This window comes from Agromyces sp. ISL-38, from assembly GCF_018613935.1.
In the GTDB taxonomy this organism is placed as follows: Bacteria; Actinomycetota; Actinomycetes; order Actinomycetales; family Microbacteriaceae; genus Agromyces.
The window spans coordinates 104,693-126,646 of record NZ_JAGGPF010000010.1; the positions used below are offsets into that span (position 1 = coordinate 104,693).

Consider the following 21,954-nt stretch of genomic DNA (forward strand, 5'->3'; position numbering starts at 1 on the left):
GCGCGTCTGGCTCGAACGCGGATGCCGGAACGCGCGCGAGTGGCTCGCACCGTACGCGATCCGCACCTCGGCCGGGCCCTCGACGCATTCATGGCGGCCACCCGGCTCGCCATGGACTCCGACAGTTGAGCGCTCATTGGCAGTGTTCGGCGGTGTGCCTGACCTGCAGCAGGGAAATGAACATTCGGAGCCCCCTCAGCGATGGGTCACCCCGCCACGCTGAGGAGCTACCGGTTCGGGTGCTGACCAGTTTGCGCCCGTTCGCGAAGTGCCGGCAAGACGGTCCACACAGTGTCAACGCCGGGGAAACGCGCTCGCGAACCGGATGGCCGTCGGCGAAGGCCTGTATCGGGGTCCTCGCAGCACTGTGGATAACTTCGAGGCGCGGCATCCGGCGCATCGCAAGATGGTGCCATGACCGACCCCGTGCGCACCATCGCCGATCGGGTGCGAACGCGGGTCCTCCGCGACGGGGTCGATCTCGCCGGCGATGAGGCGATCGCTGCACGCTACGCCCGCGAGGAGGTGCGCCGTTACAGCGAGCGCGCGCTCGCGGGGGCGCATGCCCAGTTGGGCGACGAGCACGGCACTGCGCGCGAGGTCGTGGCATCCATCACCGGGTACGGGCCGCTGCAGCCGTACTTCGATGATCCGGGCGTCGAAGAGATCTGGATCAACTCGCCCACACGGGTGTTCGTCGCTCGCGACGGCGTGGCCGAGCTCACGACCGTCGTGCTCTCCGACCGCGAGGTCCGCGAGCTCGTCGAGCGGATGCTGCAGCACTCGGGCCGGCGCGTCGACCTCTCGTCTCCCTTCGTCGATGCGTCCCTGCCCGACGGCTCGCGCCTGCACGTCGCGATCCCCGACGTCGCTCGTGCGCACTGGGCGGTCAACATCCGCAAGTTCCAGCGCCGCATCCGCTCGCTCGCGCAGCTCGTCGAGCTCGGCTCGGTCACGCCGCAGGCATCGGAGTTCCTGCGCATGGCCGTGCTGGCCGGCACGAACATCCTGGTGTCTGGGGCGACGCACACGGGCAAGACCACGATGCTGAACTCGCTCATGTCGAGCGCTCGCACGGGCGACCGCGTGGTCACCGTCGAGGAGACGTTCGAGCTCGACCTCGACGTACGCGATCTCGTGTCGTTGCAGTGCCGCCAGCCGAGTCTCGAGGGCACCGGCGAGATCACCCTGCGCCGGCTCATCAAAGAGGCGCTGCGCATGCGGCCCGATCGTCTGATCGTCGGCGAGGTGCGCGAAGCCGAAAGCCTCGACCTGCTCATCGCGCTCAACTCCGGGCTGCCCGGCATGTGCACGATCCACGCGAACTCCGCGCGCGACGCCCTCGTGAAGCTCTGCACCCTTCCGCTCCTCGCCGGCCGCAACATCGACTCCTCGTTCGTCGTGCCGACCGTCGCGAGTTGCATCGACCTCGTCGTACACCTCGCGATCGACCGCGACGGCAGACGCCGCGTGGCGGAGATCACCTCCCCGACCGGAGGAATCACCGGGGCGGCCGTCGAGGCCGACCCGATCTTCGCGACCAGGGCGGGGCTCCTCGTCGCCACGGGGGGCCGCCCGGCCCGTCTCGAGAAGTTCGACGCGGCCGGACTCGATCCCGAGATCGTGCTCGCTCGAGGTGCCCGATGAGCCTCATGCTCGGTGCGCTCCTCGGTCTCGGCGTGCTGCTCGCGTTCTCCCCGCTGCTCTGGCCGACGCGCGAAACGGTGCGTTCGGGTCCCGCCGCCGGTGCACGCATCCGCGACGAGCTCGCGTTGGCGGGTCTCGGCGGCGTCCCAGTCCCGGTCGTCGTCGCGGTGGCGGCACTCCTCACCGTGGTCGGAGCGGCGCTCGCCCAGGCAGTGCTCGCGATCCCGGTGCTTACCGTGGTCGCCGGTGTGCTCGGCGGAGCACTCCTGCCGCTGCTCATCCGTGCGCGCGCAACTCGCCGGCGTGCGGCGAATCGCGCCGTCTGGCCCGACGTCGTCGACCACCTCGTCGCGTCGGTTCGTGCGGGGATGTCGCTGCCCGAGAGCGTCGGCGCCCTCGCCGAGCTCGGTCCGGCCGCCACACGAAGCGCGTTCGCGGCATTCGACGTCGACTACCGCCGCACCGGAAACTTCTCGCTCTGCCTCGACCGACTGAAGGCAGCGCTCGCCGATCCGGTCGCCGATCGCATCCTCGAGACGCTCCGGATGGCCCGTGAGGTCGGCGGCAGCGACGTGACCGCTGTGCTCCGCGGCCTCGCGGGCTACCTTCGCGAAGATGCCGCGCTCCGCGCCGAGGTCGTCGCCCGCCAATCGTGGATCCGCAACGCCGCACGCCTCGGCGTGGCGGCACCGTGGCTCCTCCTGATCGTGCTCGCCTCGCGGCGCGAGACGCTCGTGGCGTATGACTCGCCGGCCGGCACCGTGCTCATCATCGCCGGCGTCGTCGTCACGATCGTCGCCTACCAGGCCATGATCGCTCTCGGCCGACTTCCCGAGGAGCGCCGATGGTTCCACTGAACGCGATCGGCGCGATCGGCGTGCTCCTCGGTGCCGTGCTCGGCCTCGGCATGTGGCTCATCGTCTCCGCCGTGCCGCGCATCGGCAGGCCTCGGCTCGTCGAGCGCGTCGCGCCGTACGTGGCCGACATCTCGAGCGAGGCACGAGCGATCCTCGAACGCCGGCCCAGCGATCCAACGCCGGTGCTCGGCGTGATGGTCGCGCCGGCGGCGCGGTGGCTCCGTCGGATGCTCTCGGAGTGGCTCGGCGGGAACGAGACGATCGCGCGTCGGCTACGGCAGGCCGGGTCGACCTCCAGCGTCGAGCGGTTCCGCGGCGAACAGCTCGCTTGGGGCGCGGCGGCATTCGCGATTGCGCTGGCGCTCGCCTTGCTGTCGCCGGCGTTCGGAACTCTGCCCTCGGTCGTGCGCGTTGCGATGCCATTCCTCGCAGCGGCACTCGGCGCCGTTGTGCGCGATTGGTTCTTGCAACGACGAGCTCGACGCCGGTTGTCGCGCATCTCCGACGAGATGCCGACGGTGCTCGAGTTCCTCACCCTCAGCCTCACGGCCGGCGAAGGGATGCTCGACGCGATCCGACGCATCGCGAAGGCCGGGTCGGGGGAGCTTCCGCGCGAGTTCGCAGGAGTCGTGGCATCCGTCGGCACCGGCGTTCCGCTCAGCCAGGCACTCACCGAGCTCCGCGACGGGCTCGACCACCCGGCGCTCTCTCGTGCGCTCGACCAGGTGCTCGGCGCGCTCGACCGCGGTGCGCCGCTCGCCGGCGTGCTGCGGTCGCAAGCGGGCGATGCGCGTGACGAGGCGAAGCGCACCATCATCGAGCTCGCGGGCCGCAAGGAAATCGCGATGCTGGTTCCGCTGATCTTCTTGATTTTGCCGGTGACGGTCGCGTTCGCACTGTTCCCGGGATACCTCGTGCTGCAGACGGGGTTCTGATGGCACGGCGCTCGAGCTCTGCAACTCGCAATGGACTCACCGAAGGGAATGCACATGGGGAACTGGATCACCGAGCGCTTGCGAGACGAACGCGGCGACGTGCCGGGATGGGTGCTCATAACCCTGATGACCGCCGGCCTCGTCATCGTCATCTGGGGGCTCGCCGGGCCCGCGTTGTCTGGCGTCTTCGACCAAGCGATCAATCGCGTGATCGGGTTCTGAGCGCTGGGGTTCTGAGGCGTTCGCCTCGCTCGGTGCTCACTGCGCTCGCGCGCGACGAGCGTGGATCCGCCGTCGCCGAGTTCACGCTCGTCGGGGTGCTGCTCACGGTGCTCGCGCTCGCCGTGGTGCAGCTCGCGCTCGCCCTGCACGTGCGCAACACACTCCTCGATGCGGCGGCCGAGGGAGCGAGGTACGCCGCGCTCGCCGGCTCGTCCGCAGCCGATGGAGTCGCGCGCACGAAGGATCTCATCGGCGCCGCCATCTCGGCAGAGTATGCGCAGGATGTCGCGGCGGCGCAGTCCTCGATCGGCGGCGTTCCGGTGGTCGCCGTGACCGTCCGCGCGACGCTGCCGGTCATCGGATTGCTCGGCGTCGAACGCGGACTGGAGGTGACGGGGCATGCGGCAGTCGAATCGTTCGACTAAGTGGCGCAGGCCGCGGTGGACGCGATTTCTGGCGGCTCGGCTCGCCCTCGTAGCTTCCGAACGCGGCTCGGCGTCGCTCGAGTTCCTCACCGTCGGCATCATCCTGCTCGTTCCGCTCGTCTACCTCGTGCTCGCCGTGGCGGCGATCCAGGGTGGTGCGCTCGCCGTCGAGGGTGCCGCCCGACAGGCCGCGCGCGTCGCCGTGCAGGCGAGTGCCGAAGGGGCAGCGGATGCTGCGGTGGAGCGCGCGGTGCGGGTGACGCTCGCCGACTACGGGGTCGATGCCGATGCGGCATCCGTCACCATCGAGTGCAGCGCGACCGACTGCCTCGAGCCCGGAAGCCGCATTCGTGTCTCGGTCGCAGCCCGAGTCAGCCTGCCGCTCGTGCCCGACTTCCTCTCGCTCGATGCGGTGGGCAGCGTGCCGCTCGAGGCGAGCGCAACCCAGACCGTGTCGCGGTTCGCGCGGAGCGGTTCATGATGCGACGCCTCCGCGCGGCCCTGGCCCGTGATGAGCAGGGATCGACGCTGCTCCTCACGATCTTCTACTGCTTCCTCGGGCTCTCGCTCGTGCTCGTCGTGGTCTCGGCGACGTCGCTGTACCTCGAGCGCAAGCGGCTCTTCACACTCGCCGACGGCGCGGCTCTCGCGGGAGCCGAGGCGTGGAGCCTCGACACGGTGCGCCTCGACGGCGACCGCCTCTCGCTCGAACTCGACTCCGCCGGCGTCCAGCACGCCGTCGCCGAATACCTCGGCGATGCCGCGCACAGCCTCGAGGATGTCGCGGTCGTGCGGGCGGCATCCGACGATGGGCAGAGTGCGACCGTCACGCTGCGCGCCGTCTGGTACGCGCCCGTCCACACCGAGCTCCTGCCGATCGCGGTGCCGATCGAGGTGACCGCAACCGCCCGGTCGGTGTTCCACTGATCGCCGTTTCATTGATCGCCGTTTCACTGATCGCCGTTTCACTGATCGCTCGGGAATGCGGTTGACTGAAGCGATGAGTATCGAACGTTCCGACCATGTCGCCCGTGTCACCAGCCTGCCGCTCACTGATCACTTCACCCGCATCCTCTCCGCGCCCGTCTTCGGCCACCTCGCCACGGTGCGGCCCGACGGCAGCGTGCAGGTGAACCCCATGTGGTTCGAGTTCGACGGCGACGCCGGCGTCATCCGCTTCACTCACACGACGAAGCGCGCGAAGTTCCGCCACTTGCAGGCGAACCCGCTCATGACGCTCGAGGCGATCGATCCTGCGAACCCCTTCAAATACGTCGAGGTGCGCGGGCGTCTCATCGAGGTCATCCCTGATCCTGAGGGCGCGTTCTACGTGCATCTCGGCCAGCGCTACGGCAACCCAGACCAGCAGGCGCCCGCCGACAAGGACGACCGCGTCATCCTCGTGATGAGCGTCGAGAAGGTCAACGGTCGCTGACATCATGACCGAAGGCGCGCCGAAGCGGGGCCCCGGCTCGGGCGGCCCGCGCTATTCGTGGAAAGCCGTGACCGCGCTCGTGCTTGCCGTCGGTGCGCTGTTGATGCCGGCAATCTTGGCACTCGCACTCGCCGCCGTGGCCCTCGTGCTCGGGCTGGTCGCGCGTCGCGAGCTCAAACGCGAGCCGTCGCTGACCGGGGGAGCGCTCGCGCTCGCCGCCGTGATCGTCGCCGCGTTCGTGCTCGTCTTCGACGTCATCCTCCTCGCCCTGCCTGCACCTCCAGGCTGACGCCGACCGGTTGAACGGCGTCGGCCGGCCACGGGCAACGCGATGACGGATGCCGCCGAAACTCCTCCGCGCGTCATCCGTGTGAAGCGGGAAGATGGGTGGCATGGCGACCGACGCGCTCAACGAAGACGCCGACCACCTCTACGGGCTCGCGCCCGAGGAGTTCACCGCGGCGCGCAACGCCCGCGTTCGCGAGCTGAAGGCCTGTTCTGGAGGGCATGAAGCTCTCCGCGACGCGTTCGAGCGCCTTGACCATGCCACGCAAGTTGACGTCGTCCACAAGGCAGAACAGATGGAACGGGACGGCATCGGCGCTGTCATCTACGGCGAAAAAGACTTCCCGAGTCGCTCGTGCCACCCTCGTACGCGGCGTTCGACGTGCTGGCCGTGGGCGGTCGAGACATCCGTCACGCCCCGCTCGAGCGGCGTCAGGCGCTGCTCGAGGAGCTGGCGGCCGAGTGGCATCCGCCCCTCAATCTCTTGCCTGTCACGCAGGACGTCGAGGAGGCGCGGGAGTGGTTCGAGTCGATGCCGGCCGTACCTCTCGGGCGGCAGATGGGACGGCGACATTCGTGGGGTCTCCTGACGCGTAAGGCGAGGTATCCGGCGGCAGGATCTTCGTTGGGGGATACGCTCGTGGCATGAGAGCGGAGCGACGCCGGCGGGTTCTTCTATTCGTCCTGCTCGCAGGGGTCCCATTGGCGTTTGGCGCGGCGATTCTGTACTACGCATTCGACGTCCAAGAGCCTTGGGTCCGCCTCATTCTCGTGGTCGGAACCGTCCTCATGGTGGCGCTCGGTGTAGTGATTGAAGTGAGTATCAGACGCAACGTGCGGGATGCGGCGCGTAGGCGACGCGAACTTCGAACGGATTCCCCGGATCCTTGGTAAGCCTGTCGAACATCGCCAAGGTACGGGTGACGAGGCGCTCGCGTACGGATTCGGACATAGCGGCGATTCTTTCGACGACGGCCGCGGCACCCTCAAGCAACCTGCTCCCTGGTGGTCTTGGCGGTATTCATCTTTGAGAACCTAGCCAGAGTGGTCGCGTGCGGCCGCGACTAGCATGCGCTGGGTTGCGCCTTACGCTGCCTCAGGTTGTGCCTTCCTCCGCACAACGCCGGGCGCGCGGCCGGATTGGGTCAAGCCGAGATCACCGCGAACCTTCGTGACCGTCGCCTGCGAGAGGCCGATGAGCTTCGCGACCCGGGAGTCGGAGACCCGCTCGGCGTTCAATGCGGCGATACTGGCGCGCACCTCATCGGTCACCTTGCCTCACTGTCGCCGCTTGGGAGCGAGCGCGCGGGCGATCGCCTGTTCGAGAAGCTTCCCCGCCGTCATGTTCAACCGCTCGCGCGTCGGCAGAAGCTGCCACCAGAGCGCCGGGTCCAACCGCAGATGCAGCGCCCCGTTCGGAGAGGCCTTCCCCGGCACGCGCCTTTCCCCGGGATGGTGTGCGCGTTACGACAGTAGGCTGAGCCCGTTCCGGACGATCCGGTCGGCGAGCTCATCCGGGCTCACGTCGAGCCGGTTGCACCAGTCGAGGAACCACGAGAAGTCTCGGCGGGATGTTCACTGGTACCGGCACTAGTGTGTCGCCGGGTTGGGGCAGCGGTCGCGTGGCCATGCCACGGTTATGCGCGGCGCGCGGCGAACGATGAATCCCCGTCGCCACGCCGCGCGCGAGCCAGATCAGATGTCACCTACTCGTGCAGCACATCCTCCGTGTGAAGCGGGAAGATGGGTGGCATGGCGACCGACGCGCTCAACGAAGACGCCGACCACCTCTACGGGCTCGCGCCCGAGGAGTTCACCGCCGCGCGAAACGCCCGCGCGCGCGAGGTGAAGCCCGATGACCGCGAGCTGGCCGCGCGCATCCAGGAACTGCGCAAGCCGTCGCCCGCGGCGTTTCTCGTCAACCAGCTCGTGCGGCGAAAGAGCGCCGAGATCGACGACGTGCTCGACCTCGGCGTCGAGCTGCGCGATGCTCAGGGCAAGGGCGATGGGCGGCAGATGAACCGGCTCGCGCGCGAGCGGCGGGGGCTCATCGGCGAGCTCCTCGACATGGCGGCGGCGATCGCCGAGGAGTTCGACCGCGACGCCTCGCGCGCGGTGCTCGACGAGGTGGAGCAGACCCTCGCCGCGGGCACGGTCGACGAGCCGGCGGGTGATGCGCTGCGGAGCGGCCGGCTCATCCGCGGGCTCCAAGCGGTCGGGTTCGACCCCGTCGACCTCGACGGTGCGGTGGCCGGCGCTCCGGTCGCCGCGTCAGCCCGGCCGAAGCGCGAGCGTCGCGGGGCCGAGGCGGCCGAGAAGGTCGACGAGCGCGCAGCGACCGGGGAATCCGAGCGCGAAGCCCGTGAGCACGCCCAGGCGCGGGCGGAGTTCAAGGTGCGTGAGGCGCGGGCTCGCGCCGAGGAGGCCGACAGGGAACTGCAAGCCGCCACCGAACAGGCCGAGGAGGCCGAGGGCCGTCTCGAGGCGCTCCGCGACGAGCGGGAGGAGCTCAGCGCCCGGCTCGATGAGGTGCGTCGTGAGATCACCGACGCCGAACGCCGCGCGCGAATCACCGAGCGCGATCGGGGGCGCGCCGCGAAGGCAGCGGAGCAGGCGCACGGCGAGCTCGACGACGCCACGGCGAAGCGCGGCTGACACGCTCGCAGTGCAGATCAGTCCGGCGGATGCCCCCGCGGCCCCCGCGGCCTCCGCGGCACGTACCGCGGGATGTACCGCCACATGACCACCGCGCCGACGAGCCCGAGCACGCCCATGGTGGCGCTCGCCGCCATGATCGACACGAGCGACGTCACGCCGGCGACGATGAGCGGCGCCGCCGCTTGGCCGGCGTCGCCGATCGTGCGGAAGGCGCCGAGGAACGGCGCCGGGTTCATCTTCGGCGCGAGGTCCGCGCCGAGCGTGAGGATGACCCCGCTCGAGAGCCCGTTCGCCACACCGAGGAACACCGCGACCGCGGCGAACCACACCTCGTTGCCGGGCAGGTCATGCGTGAACGCGAGCACGAGGTGGCCGGTGCCGAGGCCGATGAGCCCGGGCACTGCGCTCCAGAGCCGGCCGAAGCGGTCCATGATCTGGCCGCTCACGTAGAACAGCGCGAAGTCGATCGCCGCCGAGACGCCGATCACGAGCGCGGCCGTCTCGGGCGGCATCCCGATCGATACCGCCCACAACGGAACAATGACGGTGCGGCTCGCGCGGATCGCGGCGAGCAAGCCGACGCCGGTGCCGATACGGGCGAGCACCGCGCGGTGCGTCACGATCGCACGGAAGACGCCGTGCGACGCGGCATCCGCTTCGGCCTCGCCTTCGGTGAGCGGTTCACCCGAAGCGGATGCCGCGCGCGCGAGCCGAGCCGCGCCGAACACCCGCTCGGGGTCGGGCAGCACGAGCAGCACCACCACGACCGCGAACGAGCTCGCGACGAGCACCCAGAACACCATCTCCGACGAGCCGGTCCACGCGATGAGGGCAGCGGCGACGAACGGGCCCGCCGCGTGGCCGCCGCGGAACACCCCGGCGAGCGTCGAGAGCGCCCGCGCGCGGGTGCGTTCCGGCACGTAGCTCGTGAGGAACGCGTGCCGGGCCAGGCCGAACACCGCAGTCGCGAGGCCGAGCAGGAAGACGCCGATGCCGAGCGCGAACGTCGTGGGCGCAGCGAGCGAGATGAGCACGGCGATGACCGCGAGCAGCGCTCCGCCCATCATCGCGTTGCGCTCGCCGATGCGCGCCACGAGCCACCCCGCCGGCAGGTCGCCGACGAGCTCGCCGACCATGAGCATCGCGGCGATGAGGCCCGCGAGGGCGAGCGAGGCGCCACGCTCGGTGGCGACCACGGGGATCACCGGGATCATCGCCCCCTCGCCGAGCGAGAACAGCAGGGTCGGCAGGTAGGCCGGGAGGATGATCGCACGCCAGGAGTACGGCGGCGTGGTGTCGGTCATCTCCTCGATGCTATTCCTCGGTGGAGAACTCGGACGCAGGGCCACGCGGTCACGGCTCGGCTGGGAAGGCCATCTTGGATCTTGACCTCACGCAGGAGATCGCCGCGCTGCGCTCCACCTTTCGCGACATCCACTCCGTCGTCGACGTCGACGCACTTCAGTCGGAGAGCGACGCGCCCCGCTCGGTCGCGACCACCGGGATCACGGGGATCAGCGCGCCCTCGCCGACCGAGAACAGCAGCGTAGGCAAGGAGGCTGGGAGGACGATCGACCGCCACGAGAACGGGTGCGCGGTGTCGGCGGTCGTCCCTTCGATGCTATGCCCGCGCCGCTCCATCGGCCTCGTACCAGCGCAGCACGCGCAGCGCGCGGAGCGTGTTCCACCGGCTCGGCGTGCCGTCGGCGCCCTCCATCGCGAAGTGCCGGCGCGCGCGGTGGGTGCTCTGGAGCAGCCAGCGCCCGTCGTCGCCGCGGCGGCGTCGCACGAGCTCGATCGCTTCGCCGCACCGATCATCGGGAGCTGCGCCGGTGGAACGGAGATAGTCGAGCGCGCGAAGCACGTCGTAGTGCCATTGCGGCGGGAAGGAGAACCGCGTCCACTCCGACCTGATCACCTCGCCGGTCGACAGCGAACCGGAACAGGCGACGCTCCAGCAGGTACTCCTCGCCGCGGTACCGAGCCGCGGTGACCGCCGGGCCGGCCGAGTTCGAACGCTCGAACTCGAGCAGCGCCTCGAGGGCGAGGATGGTGGTGTTGAACGACGACCGCTTCGAGCGCTCCGGCGCCCGGCAGTTCCATCCGCCGTCCTCGAGCTGCTGGCCCAGCAGCCATTCGAGCAGCTCCTCGACGAGCTCGCCGGTCACGCGGAAGTACGCCCCGAGCACGAGCACCATCCCGTTCACACCCGTCTCACGCTCGCCGCCGAAGAACGGCTTGCCGCCGCGGCCCTCCCACGTCACGCCGTCGCGCACGCGCTCGATCGCCGCACGCGCCCCCGCTGACTCGGGATCGAGCCCGAGCAGGCGCAGCAGCAGCATCGTGTACGTCGTCGAAATCCACTTCGGCGAGTACGTGCCGCAGCCCCACTGCCCGTCGGCGCCCTGCAGCGAGAGCAGCCGCGCGCCCCATCCCTCGGTGGCGACGCGGGCGCGCTGGGCAGCGATGACCTCGGCCGGTGTATCGGTCAGGTCGCGCATCACCTGCCAGCGGATCGACGGGTCGGCGTCGAGCAGCCACTCCGTGACATCCATCGGACCCGCCCTTCGAACACCTCGACTCTGTCGTGCCCCTGGGCGGGATGCAAGGGTCCTCGGACCCCCCGCCGGCGGGAGTCCCGCTCGCAGGCCGCTCACGGCGCGGCCCACTAGGCTGGGAATGCCATGTTGGATCTTGACCTCACGCAGGAGATCGCCGCGCTGCGCTCCACCTTCCGCGACATCCGCTCCGTCGTCGACGTCGACGCACTTCAGTCGGAGATCGAGCGGCTGTCAGTGCTCGCCGGTGCGCCCGACCTCTGGGACGACACCGACAACGCCCAGAAGGTGACCAGCGCACTCAGCCACCGCCAGTCCGAGCTCGCGCGCGTGAAGAGCATCGAGTCGCGCCTCGATGACCTCGAGGTGCTCATCGAGCTCGCGAACGAGGCCGGCGACGAGGAGAGTGCCCTCGAGTCGCGCGCCGAGCTCGAGTCGCTGCAGAAGACGATCGGCCAGCTCGAGGTGCAGACCCTGCTCGATGGCGAATGGGACGATCGCCCCGCCGTGATCACCATCCGCGCCGGAGCCGGCGGCGTCGACGCGGCCGACTTCGCCGAGATGCTCATGCGCATGTACTTGCGCTGGGCCGAGAAGCACAACTACTCCGCCAAGGTGATGGACACGAGCTACGCCGAAGAGGCGGGCATCAAGTCGGCCACCTTCGAAATCGACGCACCCTACGCGTTCGGCACCCTTTCCGTCGAGGCGGGTACGCACCGCCTTGTGCGCATGAGCCCGTTCGGCCAGGCCGGCAAGCGTCAGACGAGCTTCGCCGCGGTCGAGGTCATTCCCCTCATGGAGGAGGCGGGCGCGATCGAGATCCCCGAGAACGACATCCGCGTCGACGTGTTCCGATCGAGCGGCCCCGGCGGGCAGTCGGTCAACACGACCGACTCCGCCGTGCGCCTCACCCACCTCCCCACCGGCACGGTCGTCTCGATGCAGAACGAGAAATCGCAGATCCAGAACCGCGCCGCCGCCATGCGCGTGCTGCAGTCGCGACTGCTGCTGCTGCAGAAGGAGCAGGAGGCTGCGCAGAAGAAAGAGCTCGCGGGCACCATCACCGCGAGCTGGGGCGACCAGATGCGCTCCTACGTGCTCGCGCCGTACCAGATGGTCAAAGACCTTCGCACCGAACACGAGGTGAACAACCCGTCCGCCGTCTTCGACGGCGACCTCGACGGGTTCATCGCCGCCGGCATCAAGTGGCGCAAGCAGAAGCAGGACTGAGAGCACGCAACCTCCGGGAGTGCGCATGACCGTTCCCGTCATCGGCCTCGTCGCCGACCGAAAGGCGGTGACGACGGGCGCGTGGGTCGACATCCCGAATGACGGCTTGCCGCACCGATACGTCGCCGCGCTCGAGCAGGCGGGCGGCGCACCGCTGCTCATCCCGAGCCTCGACGTGCACATCGCCGAACCCGAGCGCGTGCTCGACCGCATCGACGGCCTGTTCCTGCCCGGCGGTCGCGACCTCGATGCCGACCTCTACGGCAGCGAGGCGCACCCATCGAACGACCCGCCGCTGCGCGTGCGCGATGAGCTCGAAATCGCCCTCACGCGGCTGGCGCACGATCGGGGCATCCCCGTCTTCGGCACCTGCCGAGGCCTCCAGGTGCTCAATGTGGCGATGGGCGGCACACTCGAGCAGCACCTCGGCGACCGGGTCGATCTCACGATTCACCGCGACGTCATCGGCAGATACACCCCGCACCACGTGTCGATCGAGCCGGGCTCGTTGCTGAGCACCCTCACGCACGAGCTGTCGTTCGAGATCGCCTCACACCACCACCAGGGCGTCGACGAGCTCGGCGAGGGCCTCGTGGTCTCGGCGACCGCCCCCGACGGCGTCATCGAGGCGATCGAGTCCTCCGACGGCTCCTTCTGCCTCGGCGTGCAGTGGCACCCCGAGGAGCGCCTCGATCCCGAGGGTCTCTGGCTCATCGGGGCGTTCATCGCAGCAGCCCGCAAGCGGATGGCCGGATGACCGGCGTCGAACCCGGGCACGGAAACGAGCACGAGCTCGCGCCCGCACGAGCGCGGTTCGCAGTGAGTTGGGCGCGTCGCGGTGCCGACAGCGGGCGCGCTGCTTAAGCTCGACTGCGATGATCCGATTCGACGCTGTGACCAAGACCTACCCGGGCCAGGCGAGGCCCGCGCTGAACGACCTCGGAGTGGAGATCCTCCGCAGCGAGTTCGTGTTCCTCGTCGGCGCATCGGGCTCCGGCAAGTCGACCTTCCTGCGGCTCATCCTCAAAGAGGAAAAGCCCACACGGGGGGCCATCCACGTGCTCGGCCAAGACCTCGGCTCGATCTCGAGTCGCAAGGTCCCCTACTTTCGGCGCGACCTCGGCGTCGTGTTCCAGGACTTCCGCCTGCTGCCGAACAAGTCGGTCTTCGAGAACGTTGCGTTCACCCTGCGCGTCATCGGCAAGTCGCGCGGCTTCATCCAGTCGGCTGTGCCCGAGACGCTGAAGCTCGTCGGTCTCGACGGCAAGGGCAAGCGGATGCCGCACGAGCTCTCGGGTGGCGAGCAGCAGCGTGTCGCAATCGCCCGCGCCATCGTCAACAAGCCGCAGATCCTCCTCGCCGACGAGCCCACGGGAAACCTCGACCCGGTCACGAGCGCCGGCATCATGACTCTGCTCGAGCGCATCAACGCGGGCGGCACGACCGTGGTCATGGCCACGCACGAGGCGGGCATCGTCGACCAGATGCAGCGTCGCGTCATCGAGCTCGTGGCCGGTGACATCGTGCGCGACGAGCGCAGCTCGGGCTACGGCGCGGCACTGCCCGACTCGGGCGACGAGGCCAAGGTGCCCACGGGCGAGCCGATTACGTCGGCCGCACCGAAGGTGCCCATGGAGGTCATGCGCGAGGCGCAGCCGCTCTACGTCGAGCCCGAGGTGCGCGATGACGTGACGGATGCCGCGGCCGCCATCACGGCCGCAGCCACCGCCTCGGTGCCCATCACGCCGGCAACCGACGACGACGCGGCGCCGTTGACGGGCAAGCGACCGGCCAGCCCCGGCTCGAAGCCCGATGCGACCGCACACGAACATCTCACGCTCGCAGAGCGGCTTGGCCTTCGGGCCCCGGGCGGCCCACGCGAAGGCGACGACGATCAAGAAGTTGGGCCGACCAAATGAGGCTCGGTCTCGTGCTCTCAGAGGCGGCCAACGGCCTCCGCCGCAACGCCTCGATGGTGGTCTCGGTCGTGCTCGTCACGTTCATCTCGCTCACCTTCGTGGGCACCGCCGCGCTGCTGCAGTTGCAGATCGGCCAGATGAAGAACTACTGGTACGACCGCGCGCAAGTGGCGGTCTATCTCTGCACGGCCGTGTCGACCACCGCGGGTTGCACCGACGGTGAGGCCACCGACGAGCAGCAGGCGGCGATCCAGCAGCAGCTCGAGTCCGAGACGCTCGCCCCGTTCATCGACGAGTTCTACTTCGAAGACCACGAGCAGGCCTACGCGAACTTCCAGGAGCAGTTCGCCGGCACGCCCGCCGCCGACTACGTGACGCCCGAGGTGCTCAACGAGACGTTCTGGGTGAACCTCGTCGACCCGTCGCAATCGGCGGTGCTCGTCGAGAGCCTCGCGGGCATGGCCGGCGTCGAGCAGGTGGTCGACCAACGCAGTTACCTCGACCAGATCTTCGACGTGCTGAATGCGGCGAGCTACACGGCGATCGCGATCGCGTCCATCATGCTCGTCGCGGCCGCGCTGCTGATCGCCACCACGATTCGGCTGTCGGCGTTCTCGCGACGGCGCGAGCTCGGCATCATGCGGCTCGTCGGGGCATCCAACCGCTTCATCCAGACGCCGTTCGTGCTCGAGGGTGTGTTCGCGGGGCTCATCGGCTCGTTGCTGGCGGGCGGGGCGGTGATCGGGATCGTGCACTTCTTCGTGCAGGGCTACCTCGCGACGAACCTGTCGTTCACGTTCGTCGACCTCACCGACGCGTTCATCGTGGTGCCGTTGCTCATCCTCGTGGGGGTGCTGCTCGCCGCGGTCTCAGCGGGCATCGCGATCACCCGCTACCTCAAGGTCTGAGCACGGCGAACGGATGCCGCGGCATCCGTTAGACTGAACGGCTGCCTCGGCCATCGCCGGCGGCATCCGTCAGCACATGTAATTCGAGTGAGGGAGCACACCGTGCCCAGGGAACGCGGTCAGCAGGTCGTGGCGACCAACCGCAAGGCGCGCCACGATTACACGATCGAGGACACCTATGAAGCGGGCATCGTGCTCACCGGCACCGAGGTGAAGTCGCTGCGCGAGGGCCGCGCGTCGCTCGTCGACGGGTATGCGTTCATCGACGGCGGCGAGATGTGGCTCGACGCGGTGCATATTCCGCAGTACACCGAGGGCACGTGGAACAACCACGCCCCGAGGCGCAAGCGCAAGCTCCTGCTGCACAAGCACGAGATCGTGAAGATCAGCCACCGCACGAGCCAGGGCGGCTACACGCTCGTGCCGCTCTCGATCTACTTCAGCGACGGCAAGGCCAAGGTCGAGATCGCGGTCGCGAAGGGCAAGCGCGAGTACGACAAGCGGCAGGCGCTGCGTGAGCGTCAAGACAAGCGCGAGGCCGATCGCGCCATCTCCAGCCGCCGCAACCTCGGCGACTGATCGGCCCGCTAGGGCGACGGATGCCTCGAGCGCGCGTCGCTCGCGGAGGCCCGAGTTCGCCCTGCCGTCGTGTCGTGCCTGCGAGGTAGGCTCATCGCGATGGAGATCCCCACCCGTATCCCGGTTCCCGGCACGTTCAACTTCCGCGATGTCGGTGGGTTGCCGTCGGTCACGGGAACGGTGCGCGAGGGTGTGCTCTATCGCTCCGACGGGCTGCATCGCCTTGGCGAGGCCGGCCGCGCAGTGCTTCGCGAACTCGGGGTCGGCATCGTCATCGACCTACGTGACGAGAACGAGGCCCAGTACATGCCCGACGACCTCACCGGTCTCGAGGTCGAGGTGGTGCGATTCCCGGTGTTCGAGGGGTCCGGTGCCTCGCAGGGCGCCGGCGGCATCTCACTCGACGCGCTCTATCACCGCATCGTGACCCAGCACACCTCGGTCGTCGTGAGCGCGTTACGCGAGATCGCCGGCGCGGGGGAGCGGGCGGTGGTGGTGCATTGCACCGCCGGCAAAGATCGCACCGGCATCGTCGTCGCGCTCGCGCTCATGGCGGTCGGCGTCCATCGCGAGGCCGTCATCGCCGACTACGTCGTCACCGAGTCGAATCTGGCCGGCGAGTGGCTCGAAGAGATGGTGACCATGGTCGGCCGCTTCGGTGTGCCCGACAGCCCCGAGCTCCGCACGCTCATGGGCGGCAGTCCGCGCGAGGCCATCGAAGGGGTGCTCGACACCATCGAGCGCGAGCACGGTTCGACACGGGAATACCTGCTCGCCTCGGGTCTCCAGCTCGCGCATCTCGCGGCACTCGAGGCGCTGCTGATCGACGACGGGCGCTGACGACGGCCCCGGCGGCGACGGTCGATCGCGCTGCAGCGACGGCGATCCGCGGGGCCCTTGTGGCATACTCCGCATCACAGGCAAGGAGACTGCCATGACGGGACTATTTGGCCGTGACCCTTGGGCCGATTCGCACTAGACCACAGGAGCAGGATATGAACCTTCGTGCCCTCGCCGTTATCGCCTTCTCCCGTCTGGCGCTATTGGTCGGAGCCATTGGCTTCGTGGTGGTCGGCACCCTTATCGGCGGACCGCTAGGCCCGTACGCAATTGCTGTCGGGATTTTCTTGTTCGTCGTCTCGGCGACTGTGGCCATCTGGACAAATGTCGTCATACGTCGGAGCTCGAAGCCCATTGGCGATGGGCGCCCACGGAATGCGAATCCGCTCGAACTCACCTTTGTCGTTGGCGCAGGCCTGACGCTTGTGGTCGGAGCACTTGTCTTCCTGGTGGTCGCGTTCACTCTCGGTGGATGGTTTCAGCCGTTCGAAATTACTGTCGCTGCTCTCTTGGTGGTCGTCTTGGCGATCATGAACATTCGGACGCTTGCAGTCTTGCGCCGGAGCTCGAAGCCCATTGACGATGCGCGCCCAGAGAATGCGAACCCGCCTGAACAGACCGTTATCGTTGGCGCCAGCCTGACGCTCGTGGTCGGAGCGCTTGTCCTCCTGGCGGTCGGCTTCTCGCTCGGCGGATGGCTTCCGCCTTACGCAATTGCTGTCGCGGCGCTCTTGCTGGTCGTCTTGGCAATCGTGAACATTCGGACGCTTGCAGTCTTGCGAAGGTGGGCCATCGATGATGCGCCCCCAGATGAACGCCATCAGCATTGAGAGGGGCACAACCGCCGTATCCGCTCCCGATACAACAGCGGCTATTGCCGCCAGCGATCTAGCGAACTCTGCCCGCGGTCTCGGCAGCGAAGCGGGCGTCGACCGAGGCCGCGATCACGAGCTGCGCGGGCGTGAACTGCGCGGGTGACGCGCCTCCCGATGCATCCGCGGCACCCCGCATCGCGAACACGCGCTCGACGCCGACGCCGGGAGGAGGCAGTGGCTGGGCGGTGAGCAGTCCGGTGTCGGCGAGCTCGACGGGTGTGGGCGAGCCGAGTCCGAGCGCGGACGCGTAGACGGAGGCCTTCTCGACTGCGTCGGCGACCGCGGCACGCTGGGCGTCTGCCTGAACCGAGCGTTGCGTGGCATCCGTGAGCTTCCACTCGATACCGCCCACCGTGAGCGAACTGCGAAGCGAGACCTCGCTCACCCACTCGCCGAGGCGCTCGAGGTCATTGAAGATGACCTCGAGATCGGCACGCGCCTCGTGAACGACGGGCAGTTGCTTGCCCTCGGCATTCCACGGCCGGTGCGACCAGACGCGAAGCTGCCCGGCCGACCAGGTGTCGAGTACGCCGGATGCCTCGAGCCCCCGCACCTCTGCGACGAGTCGCTCATGCGCCTCAGTCGTACGAGCGAGGGTGTTCTCGCGTTCGGCCCCCGATGCACTCACCGAGAGGGACACCGCCCCGAGTTCGGGATCGATGCGCTCTTCGGCGTTGCCCCTGACGGCGATCGTGGTCGGCATGATGGCCCCTCTCAACGCGTGCGCCGGGTGCCGCGATGCACCCGGCGGCCGCGCCGGAGCCCGGTCGCCCTCAGCATACGGGGGAGCGCCGGCCCGAGCGTCAGGCGAGCGTGCGCGCCGGAAGCACCCCCGCCTCATCGAAGAGCCGCTCGAAGACCGCGCCGCGGTCGAACTGCAGGGCGAAGGCGCGGGCCCGGGCGGCACGAGCGAGCCGCTCTTCGGGGTCGAGCGCGAGGGACTCGTCGATCGCCGCGGCGATGGCGTCGGGGTCGTCGACGGGCACGATGATCGCGTGCTCGCCGACCGCCTCGAGGATGCCGCCGGTCTCGGTCGTGACGACCGGCCCGCCGCCGGCGAGCATCTTCTCGGCGAGCGCGATGCCGAAGGTCTCGACGAACTCGGGACGAGGCTTGCTCGGCAGCACGTAGGTGGCGCAACCCGCCATGAGGTAGGGCTTCTCGGCGTCGTCGACATCGTCGAGGAAGATGATGCGGTCGGCGAGCGGGGAGGCCGCGGCGAGCTCGCGGAGCGCCTCGGCCTCGGGGCCGCGCCCCGCGATCACGAGCTGCAGGCGTTCGTTCGACGGGGTGCGTTCGAAGCCGGCGATGAGGTCGTCGACGCCCTTCGCCTTCGTGAGGCGCGAGAGGAAGAGCACATAGCCGTCGCGCTCGAGCCCTCGTGCGGCGAGCACGCCGTCAATGAGCACCGGGTCGAGGTCGAGGTATTGCGAAGTGTCGATAGCGGGGTAGGAGATCCGGATGCGCTCGCGGCACTGGTCCGCGAAGCGGGTGCCGTGGAACGCGTCGATCTCGGCCGCCGAGGAAATGATGAGCTCCCTCGTGTACTCCGAGACCGCGACGCAGTGATCTTGCGCGAGGTAGCTCGAAAGGATGTGCGCGGCCGCGCCGAAGCGCCCCTCGTCGACGCACGAGCGCACGACGTTCGTGACATCCGATCCGACTGCCTCGGCGATCGTCGTGACGTTCACGGGCAGGCCCGTGCTCCACGCCGCGCGCACGGCGTCGGTGACGGCCACGGTGTGCGGGCTGAGGTAGAGCGAGAGGCACACGGTGGGTACGCCGTCGGTGAAGAGCTCGACGAGCCGCCCCGTGATGCCGGCGAGATAGCGCCCATCGGGCACCTTGTAGTCGCCGACCGGTTCGGGGCGCTCGACGATGATGCCCTGGCTATAGGGGAGCATTCGGTCCAGCGGCTTCAGCGGCAGGCCCGTGGCCTGGAGTCGTTCGATGGGCCAGGTGACGATGCGCACCTCGTCGAAGCCGCGTTCGAGGGCGGCCTCGGCGAGGTTGCGTCCCTCGACCGAATGGCCGCAGATCACGGGGTCGGCGCGGTTCACGATGACGAGTCGATTGCGGGGTTTGGTGCTCATGGCGGCTCCTTCGCGGTCAGATACGTTCAGATGTCAGTCGGACGAGGCCGAGGGGGGACGGTCACGTACCCCCCAGCTGCCGGGCTCGGGCCCGAGATCCACGCGCAATCGGCCGCCGCGGTGCAATTCGTCACCGCGAAGCCAGCTGCGCTCGAGCGGATCGCCGTTGAGCGACACCGATTGTACATATTGGGCAGGCCCGTCGGGCCGTGGTTCCACAAACCCCGTGGTCTCGATCGAGAGGGTGCCGTCGCCGAGTCGGATCTCTGCTTCGGCGAACGATGGGGCGTTCAGGAGGAAGAGGTTCTGGCCGGCCACCGGGAAGAGCCCGAGCGACGCCCAGACGTACCACGAGCTGAGTCCGCCCGAGTCGTCGTTGCCCGGCAGCCCGCCGCGGCCCGTGCCGAACTGCTGGAGCACCGCGGCGTGCACGACGTCGGCCGTGCGGTCTGGGCGGCCGGCATACTGGTAGGCCCACGGCGCCTCCATGTCGGGCTCGTTGTTGAGGCCCTCGAAACGACCCAGGGCGTAGCCGTTCGCGAGTTCCTCGAGTCCCGGCCGCACGCCGAGCTGCTGCACCGGCACGGCGCCGAACCCGAAAAAGGCGTCGAGCATGCTCACGAAGGCGTCATCGCCGCCGGCGAGACCGATGCGGTTGTGCATGTCGTGCAAGAGCCGGAACGAGTAGTTGTAGCGGCTGCCCTCGTAGAAGGTCGAGTCGAGCAGGAGCCCCGTGGTGTCGTCGAACGCGTTCACCCACCCTGCGGAGAGTGTCGTGAACTCGTCGGCGAGGGCGCGATCGCCCACGCGGGCTGCCACCTTCGCGGTGCACCAGTAGCCGAAGGCGATGTCGAGGGTGTGGCTGATCGGATGCGCGACGCCGCGCAGCAGGAAGTCCTCGCCGTAGGTGCGGCGCAGGTCGGAGTGCATGTGCACGAGGGCCCAGTCCCAGTCGATGCCGGGAAGGCCGAGCTGGCAGAGGTCGGCGAGGAAGGTCTGCGCGAGTGCGCTGCCCTGCCGCGAGAAGCGATCGCTGCCACGGGCCATCCGGTAGCCGATCGGGAAGTTCCCTTCCTCCTCGCAGATCGTGAGGAGCGCCGTTCCGAGCTCGACCGCCCGCTCGGGCAGGAGGGCGGTGAGGAGCGGCAGCTGGGTGCGGTAGATGTCCCACATCGTGCTCAAGTCGTAGACGAACGGCCCCTCGGTCGGCCAGAACGGGCTCTCCTCGGGCGCGAGGCACGGCTTGATGAGCGAGTGGTACAACGCGGTCGAGAACACCGTCTCCCGCTCGGCCGACGGAGTGTCGATCGTGATCGACTTCAAGTGCCGTCGCCAGGTCTTCTTCGTTCGGTCGCGACGCTGCGGGAAGCGCGCCGGCCCGACGCCGCAGTCGCGCCGGAGGTTTTCGCGAGCTTGCTCGACGCCACGGAGCGAGAACCCGATGCGCACCTCGACACTCTGGCCGGGCTCGCTCGGGCCTGCCCACATCAGGCCGAACGGCCGCAGGGTCGTTGGCCGGATGTGGTCGAAGTCGAGTCGTGTGCCGCCCGGCATGAGTCGCCGGTCGTACCAGAGCATCTGCCGCCATTGCGTGGCGTCGCATTCGATGTAGACCGCGAGCGGCGTGCCTTCGACGACGATCTCGCCCTGCGCGACACCGGGCGCGACGGATTCGAGCTTCGCCCGCAAGGGGATGGTCTCTCCGTGCGGGATCCCGAGGCCGCCGAGCGAGAAGTCGATGACGATGCGCGCACTGCGATGACGTGGGAACGTGTAGCGATGCACGGCGCTCTTCGGGCCCACGGTGAGTTCTGCGCGGATGCCGGAATCGAGTGTCGCGGCGTAGTACCCGGGCTCCGCGACTTCGTCGACGATCTCCCAGTTGCGTCCCAGCTCATCGAGCGGTTCGATCATGGGGCTCACCCGGAAGTAGTTGTAATACTTGCGGATCGCGCCGGTTCCGGACTGCTGGAAGTGCGTGAATCCGGATGCCACGGCCGAATCGTGGATCGTCGTCGGAACGCCCTCGGTGCTGAGGTCGTAGCGTCCGTAGCCCGTGGGGTACGCGCCCGAGTACGCACACGCCGACACCATGCCCAGGGGATACGTCGCCCCGGGGTGCGTGTTGCCGACCTGCGGCTTCGGCCACCACCATGACGCGGCGACCCCGGTCTGCGGCGGTAGGTCGGTGACCTCGGTGCCGATGAACGGATCGACCCGCCCGATCATGCGGCTCCACGACGACGCCGTGCGCCGCCCGTGCGCCCGCATCGCGTCGCGAGCGGCATCATCGTCTCGGGAGTTCCCATGCCGGGACGCTACGGGTATGAGGTCGGTCTTAGGTTACGAGCACGTGAACGGTTGCCGAGCACTCCAGGGAATGACAGGTGCCCTGCACCTGTTGTAGTCTGTAAGGCCGTGCAGCCGTAAGGTTTGCGCGGATTTGGAAACTCCACAGTGTGCGACAACGGCTCGCCGAATCTGA

General features: G+C 68.8%; 25 protein-coding genes. 17 read left to right on the forward strand and 8 right to left on the reverse strand.

What is annotated here, in order from left to right; translation table 11 throughout:
• Positions 1–414 precede the first annotated feature (414 nt).
• From J7E25_RS10760 to J7E25_RS10800, 9 genes are all read left to right on the forward strand, one after another.
• Positions 415–1,647, forward strand: coding sequence for a CpaF family protein (locus J7E25_RS10760; protein ID WP_214870156.1), 1,233 nt, complete (start codon positions 415–417; stop codon positions 1,645–1,647).
• The gene (locus J7E25_RS10765) at positions 1,644–2,504 is read left to right on the forward strand and encodes a type II secretion system F family protein (RefSeq protein ID WP_214870157.1); all 861 of its coding nucleotides are present in this window, start codon (positions 1,644–1,646) and stop codon (positions 2,502–2,504) included. The genes J7E25_RS10760 and J7E25_RS10765 overlap by 4 nt, the downstream gene beginning before the upstream one ends.
• Positions 2,492–3,439: a type II secretion system F family protein gene (locus J7E25_RS10770; protein ID WP_251038994.1), complete on the forward strand. Its 948-nt coding sequence runs from the start codon at positions 2,492–2,494 to the stop codon at positions 3,437–3,439. Before J7E25_RS10765 ends, J7E25_RS10770 begins: the two co-directional genes overlap by 13 nt.
• Positions 3,440–3,493: 54 nt before the next feature.
• A complete protein-coding gene (locus tag J7E25_RS10775; RefSeq protein ID WP_215005255.1) occupies positions 3,494–3,661 on the forward strand; it encodes a hypothetical protein in 168 nt (55 codons plus the stop codon).
• A 32-nt stretch (positions 3,662–3,693) separates the two neighbouring features.
• Positions 3,694–4,086 (forward strand): TadE/TadG family type IV pilus assembly protein, encoded by a 393-nt coding sequence (locus J7E25_RS10780; RefSeq protein WP_214870639.1) that lies wholly within the window; start codon positions 3,694–3,696, stop codon positions 4,084–4,086.
• On the forward strand, positions 4,061–4,567 hold the full coding sequence (locus tag J7E25_RS10785; RefSeq protein ID WP_251038995.1) for a hypothetical protein: 507 nt from the start codon (positions 4,061–4,063) through the stop codon (positions 4,565–4,567). The genes J7E25_RS10780 and J7E25_RS10785 overlap by 26 nt, the downstream gene beginning before the upstream one ends.
• The gene (locus J7E25_RS10790) at positions 4,564–5,013 is read left to right on the forward strand and encodes a pilus assembly protein TadG-related protein (protein WP_214870159.1); all 450 of its coding nucleotides are present in this window, start codon (positions 4,564–4,566) and stop codon (positions 5,011–5,013) included. Before J7E25_RS10785 ends, J7E25_RS10790 begins: the two co-directional genes overlap by 4 nt.
• Before the next feature lie 73 nt (positions 5,014–5,086).
• Positions 5,087–5,521: a PPOX class F420-dependent oxidoreductase gene (locus tag J7E25_RS10795; RefSeq protein ID WP_214870160.1), complete on the forward strand. Its 435-nt coding sequence runs from the start codon at positions 5,087–5,089 to the stop codon at positions 5,519–5,521.
• A gap of 4 nt (positions 5,522–5,525) precedes the next feature.
• The gene (locus J7E25_RS10800; protein WP_214870161.1) at positions 5,526–5,810 is read left to right on the forward strand and encodes a hypothetical protein; all 285 of its coding nucleotides are present in this window, start codon (positions 5,526–5,528) and stop codon (positions 5,808–5,810) included.
• Positions 5,811–5,883: 73 nt separating this feature from the next.
• On the opposite strand, the gene J7E25_RS10805 is transcribed toward J7E25_RS10800, so the two are convergent.
• The gene (locus J7E25_RS10805; RefSeq protein WP_214870162.1) at positions 5,884–6,168 is read right to left on the reverse strand and encodes a hypothetical protein; all 285 of its coding nucleotides are present in this window, start codon (positions 6,166–6,168) and stop codon (positions 5,884–5,886) included.
• Between the two features lie 724 nt (positions 6,169–6,892).
• Positions 6,893–7,078: a hypothetical protein gene (locus tag J7E25_RS10810; RefSeq protein WP_214870163.1), complete on the reverse strand. Its 186-nt coding sequence runs from the start codon at positions 7,076–7,078 to the stop codon at positions 6,893–6,895.
• A gap of 480 nt (positions 7,079–7,558) precedes the next feature.
• Between J7E25_RS10810 and J7E25_RS10815 the strand changes: the two genes are divergently transcribed.
• The gene (locus J7E25_RS10815; protein WP_214870164.1) at positions 7,559–8,461 is read left to right on the forward strand and encodes a hypothetical protein; all 903 of its coding nucleotides are present in this window, start codon (positions 7,559–7,561) and stop codon (positions 8,459–8,461) included.
• A gap of 17 nt (positions 8,462–8,478) precedes the next feature.
• Here J7E25_RS10815 and J7E25_RS10820 read toward each other — a convergent pair whose 3' ends face one another.
• From J7E25_RS10820 to J7E25_RS10825, 3 genes are all read right to left on the reverse strand, one after another.
• A complete protein-coding gene (locus J7E25_RS10820) occupies positions 8,479–9,768 on the reverse strand; it encodes an MFS transporter (protein ID WP_214870165.1) in 1,290 nt (429 codons plus the stop codon).
• A gap of 317 nt (positions 9,769–10,085) precedes the next feature.
• A complete protein-coding gene (locus J7E25_RS18340; RefSeq protein ID WP_308164509.1) occupies positions 10,086–10,253 on the reverse strand; it encodes a hypothetical protein in 168 nt (55 codons plus the stop codon).
• A 25-nt stretch (positions 10,254–10,278) separates the two neighbouring features.
• Positions 10,279–11,019, reverse strand: coding sequence for a hypothetical protein (locus tag J7E25_RS10825; RefSeq protein ID WP_308164510.1), 741 nt, complete (start codon positions 11,017–11,019; stop codon positions 10,279–10,281).
• A gap of 129 nt (positions 11,020–11,148) precedes the next feature.
• Between J7E25_RS10825 and prfB the strand changes: the two genes are divergently transcribed.
• The 7 genes from prfB (at position 11,149) to J7E25_RS10860 (ending at position 17,331) form a co-directional block, all read left to right on the forward strand.
• Positions 11,149–12,255 (forward strand): peptide chain release factor 2, encoded by a 1,107-nt coding sequence (gene prfB / locus J7E25_RS10830; protein ID WP_214870166.1) that lies wholly within the window; start codon positions 11,149–11,151, stop codon positions 12,253–12,255.
• 25 nt (positions 12,256–12,280) lie between these two features.
• The gene (locus J7E25_RS10835) at positions 12,281–13,012 is read left to right on the forward strand and encodes a gamma-glutamyl-gamma-aminobutyrate hydrolase family protein (RefSeq protein WP_214870167.1); all 732 of its coding nucleotides are present in this window, start codon (positions 12,281–12,283) and stop codon (positions 13,010–13,012) included.
• 118 nt (positions 13,013–13,130) lie between these two features.
• Positions 13,131–14,174: a cell division ATP-binding protein FtsE gene (gene ftsE / locus J7E25_RS10840; protein WP_214870168.1), complete on the forward strand. Its 1,044-nt coding sequence runs from the start codon at positions 13,131–13,133 to the stop codon at positions 14,172–14,174.
• Positions 14,171–15,082: a permease-like cell division protein FtsX gene (gene ftsX / locus J7E25_RS10845; protein ID WP_214870169.1), complete on the forward strand. Its 912-nt coding sequence runs from the start codon at positions 14,171–14,173 to the stop codon at positions 15,080–15,082. Before ftsE ends, ftsX begins: the two co-directional genes overlap by 4 nt.
• A 102-nt stretch (positions 15,083–15,184) precedes the next feature.
• Complete coding sequence (smpB, locus tag J7E25_RS10850; RefSeq protein ID WP_214870170.1) at positions 15,185–15,661, forward strand: SsrA-binding protein SmpB; 477 nt, start codon at positions 15,185–15,187, stop codon at positions 15,659–15,661.
• 99 nt (positions 15,662–15,760) lie between these two features.
• Positions 15,761–16,501, forward strand: a complete 741-nt coding sequence (locus J7E25_RS10855; protein WP_214870171.1) for a tyrosine-protein phosphatase — start codon at positions 15,761–15,763, stop codon at positions 16,499–16,501.
• Between the two features lie 155 nt (positions 16,502–16,656).
• A complete protein-coding gene (locus J7E25_RS10860) occupies positions 16,657–17,331 on the forward strand; it encodes a hypothetical protein (protein ID WP_214870172.1) in 675 nt (224 codons plus the stop codon).
• Between the two features lie 58 nt (positions 17,332–17,389).
• On the opposite strand, the gene J7E25_RS10865 is transcribed toward J7E25_RS10860, so the two are convergent.
• From J7E25_RS10865 to J7E25_RS10875, 3 genes are all read right to left on the reverse strand, one after another.
• Complete coding sequence (locus tag J7E25_RS10865) at positions 17,390–18,079, reverse strand: SIMPL domain-containing protein (protein ID WP_214870173.1); 690 nt, start codon at positions 18,077–18,079, stop codon at positions 17,390–17,392.
• Positions 18,080–18,179: 100 nt separating this feature from the next.
• The gene (locus J7E25_RS10870; protein ID WP_214870174.1) at positions 18,180–19,469 is read right to left on the reverse strand and encodes a glycosyltransferase; all 1,290 of its coding nucleotides are present in this window, start codon (positions 19,467–19,469) and stop codon (positions 18,180–18,182) included.
• Between the two features lie 33 nt (positions 19,470–19,502).
• Entirely contained in the window at positions 19,503–21,698 is a 2,196-nt protein-coding gene (locus J7E25_RS10875) for a glycoside hydrolase domain-containing protein (RefSeq protein WP_214870175.1), read from the reverse strand.
• Positions 21,699–21,954 lie beyond the last annotated feature (256 nt).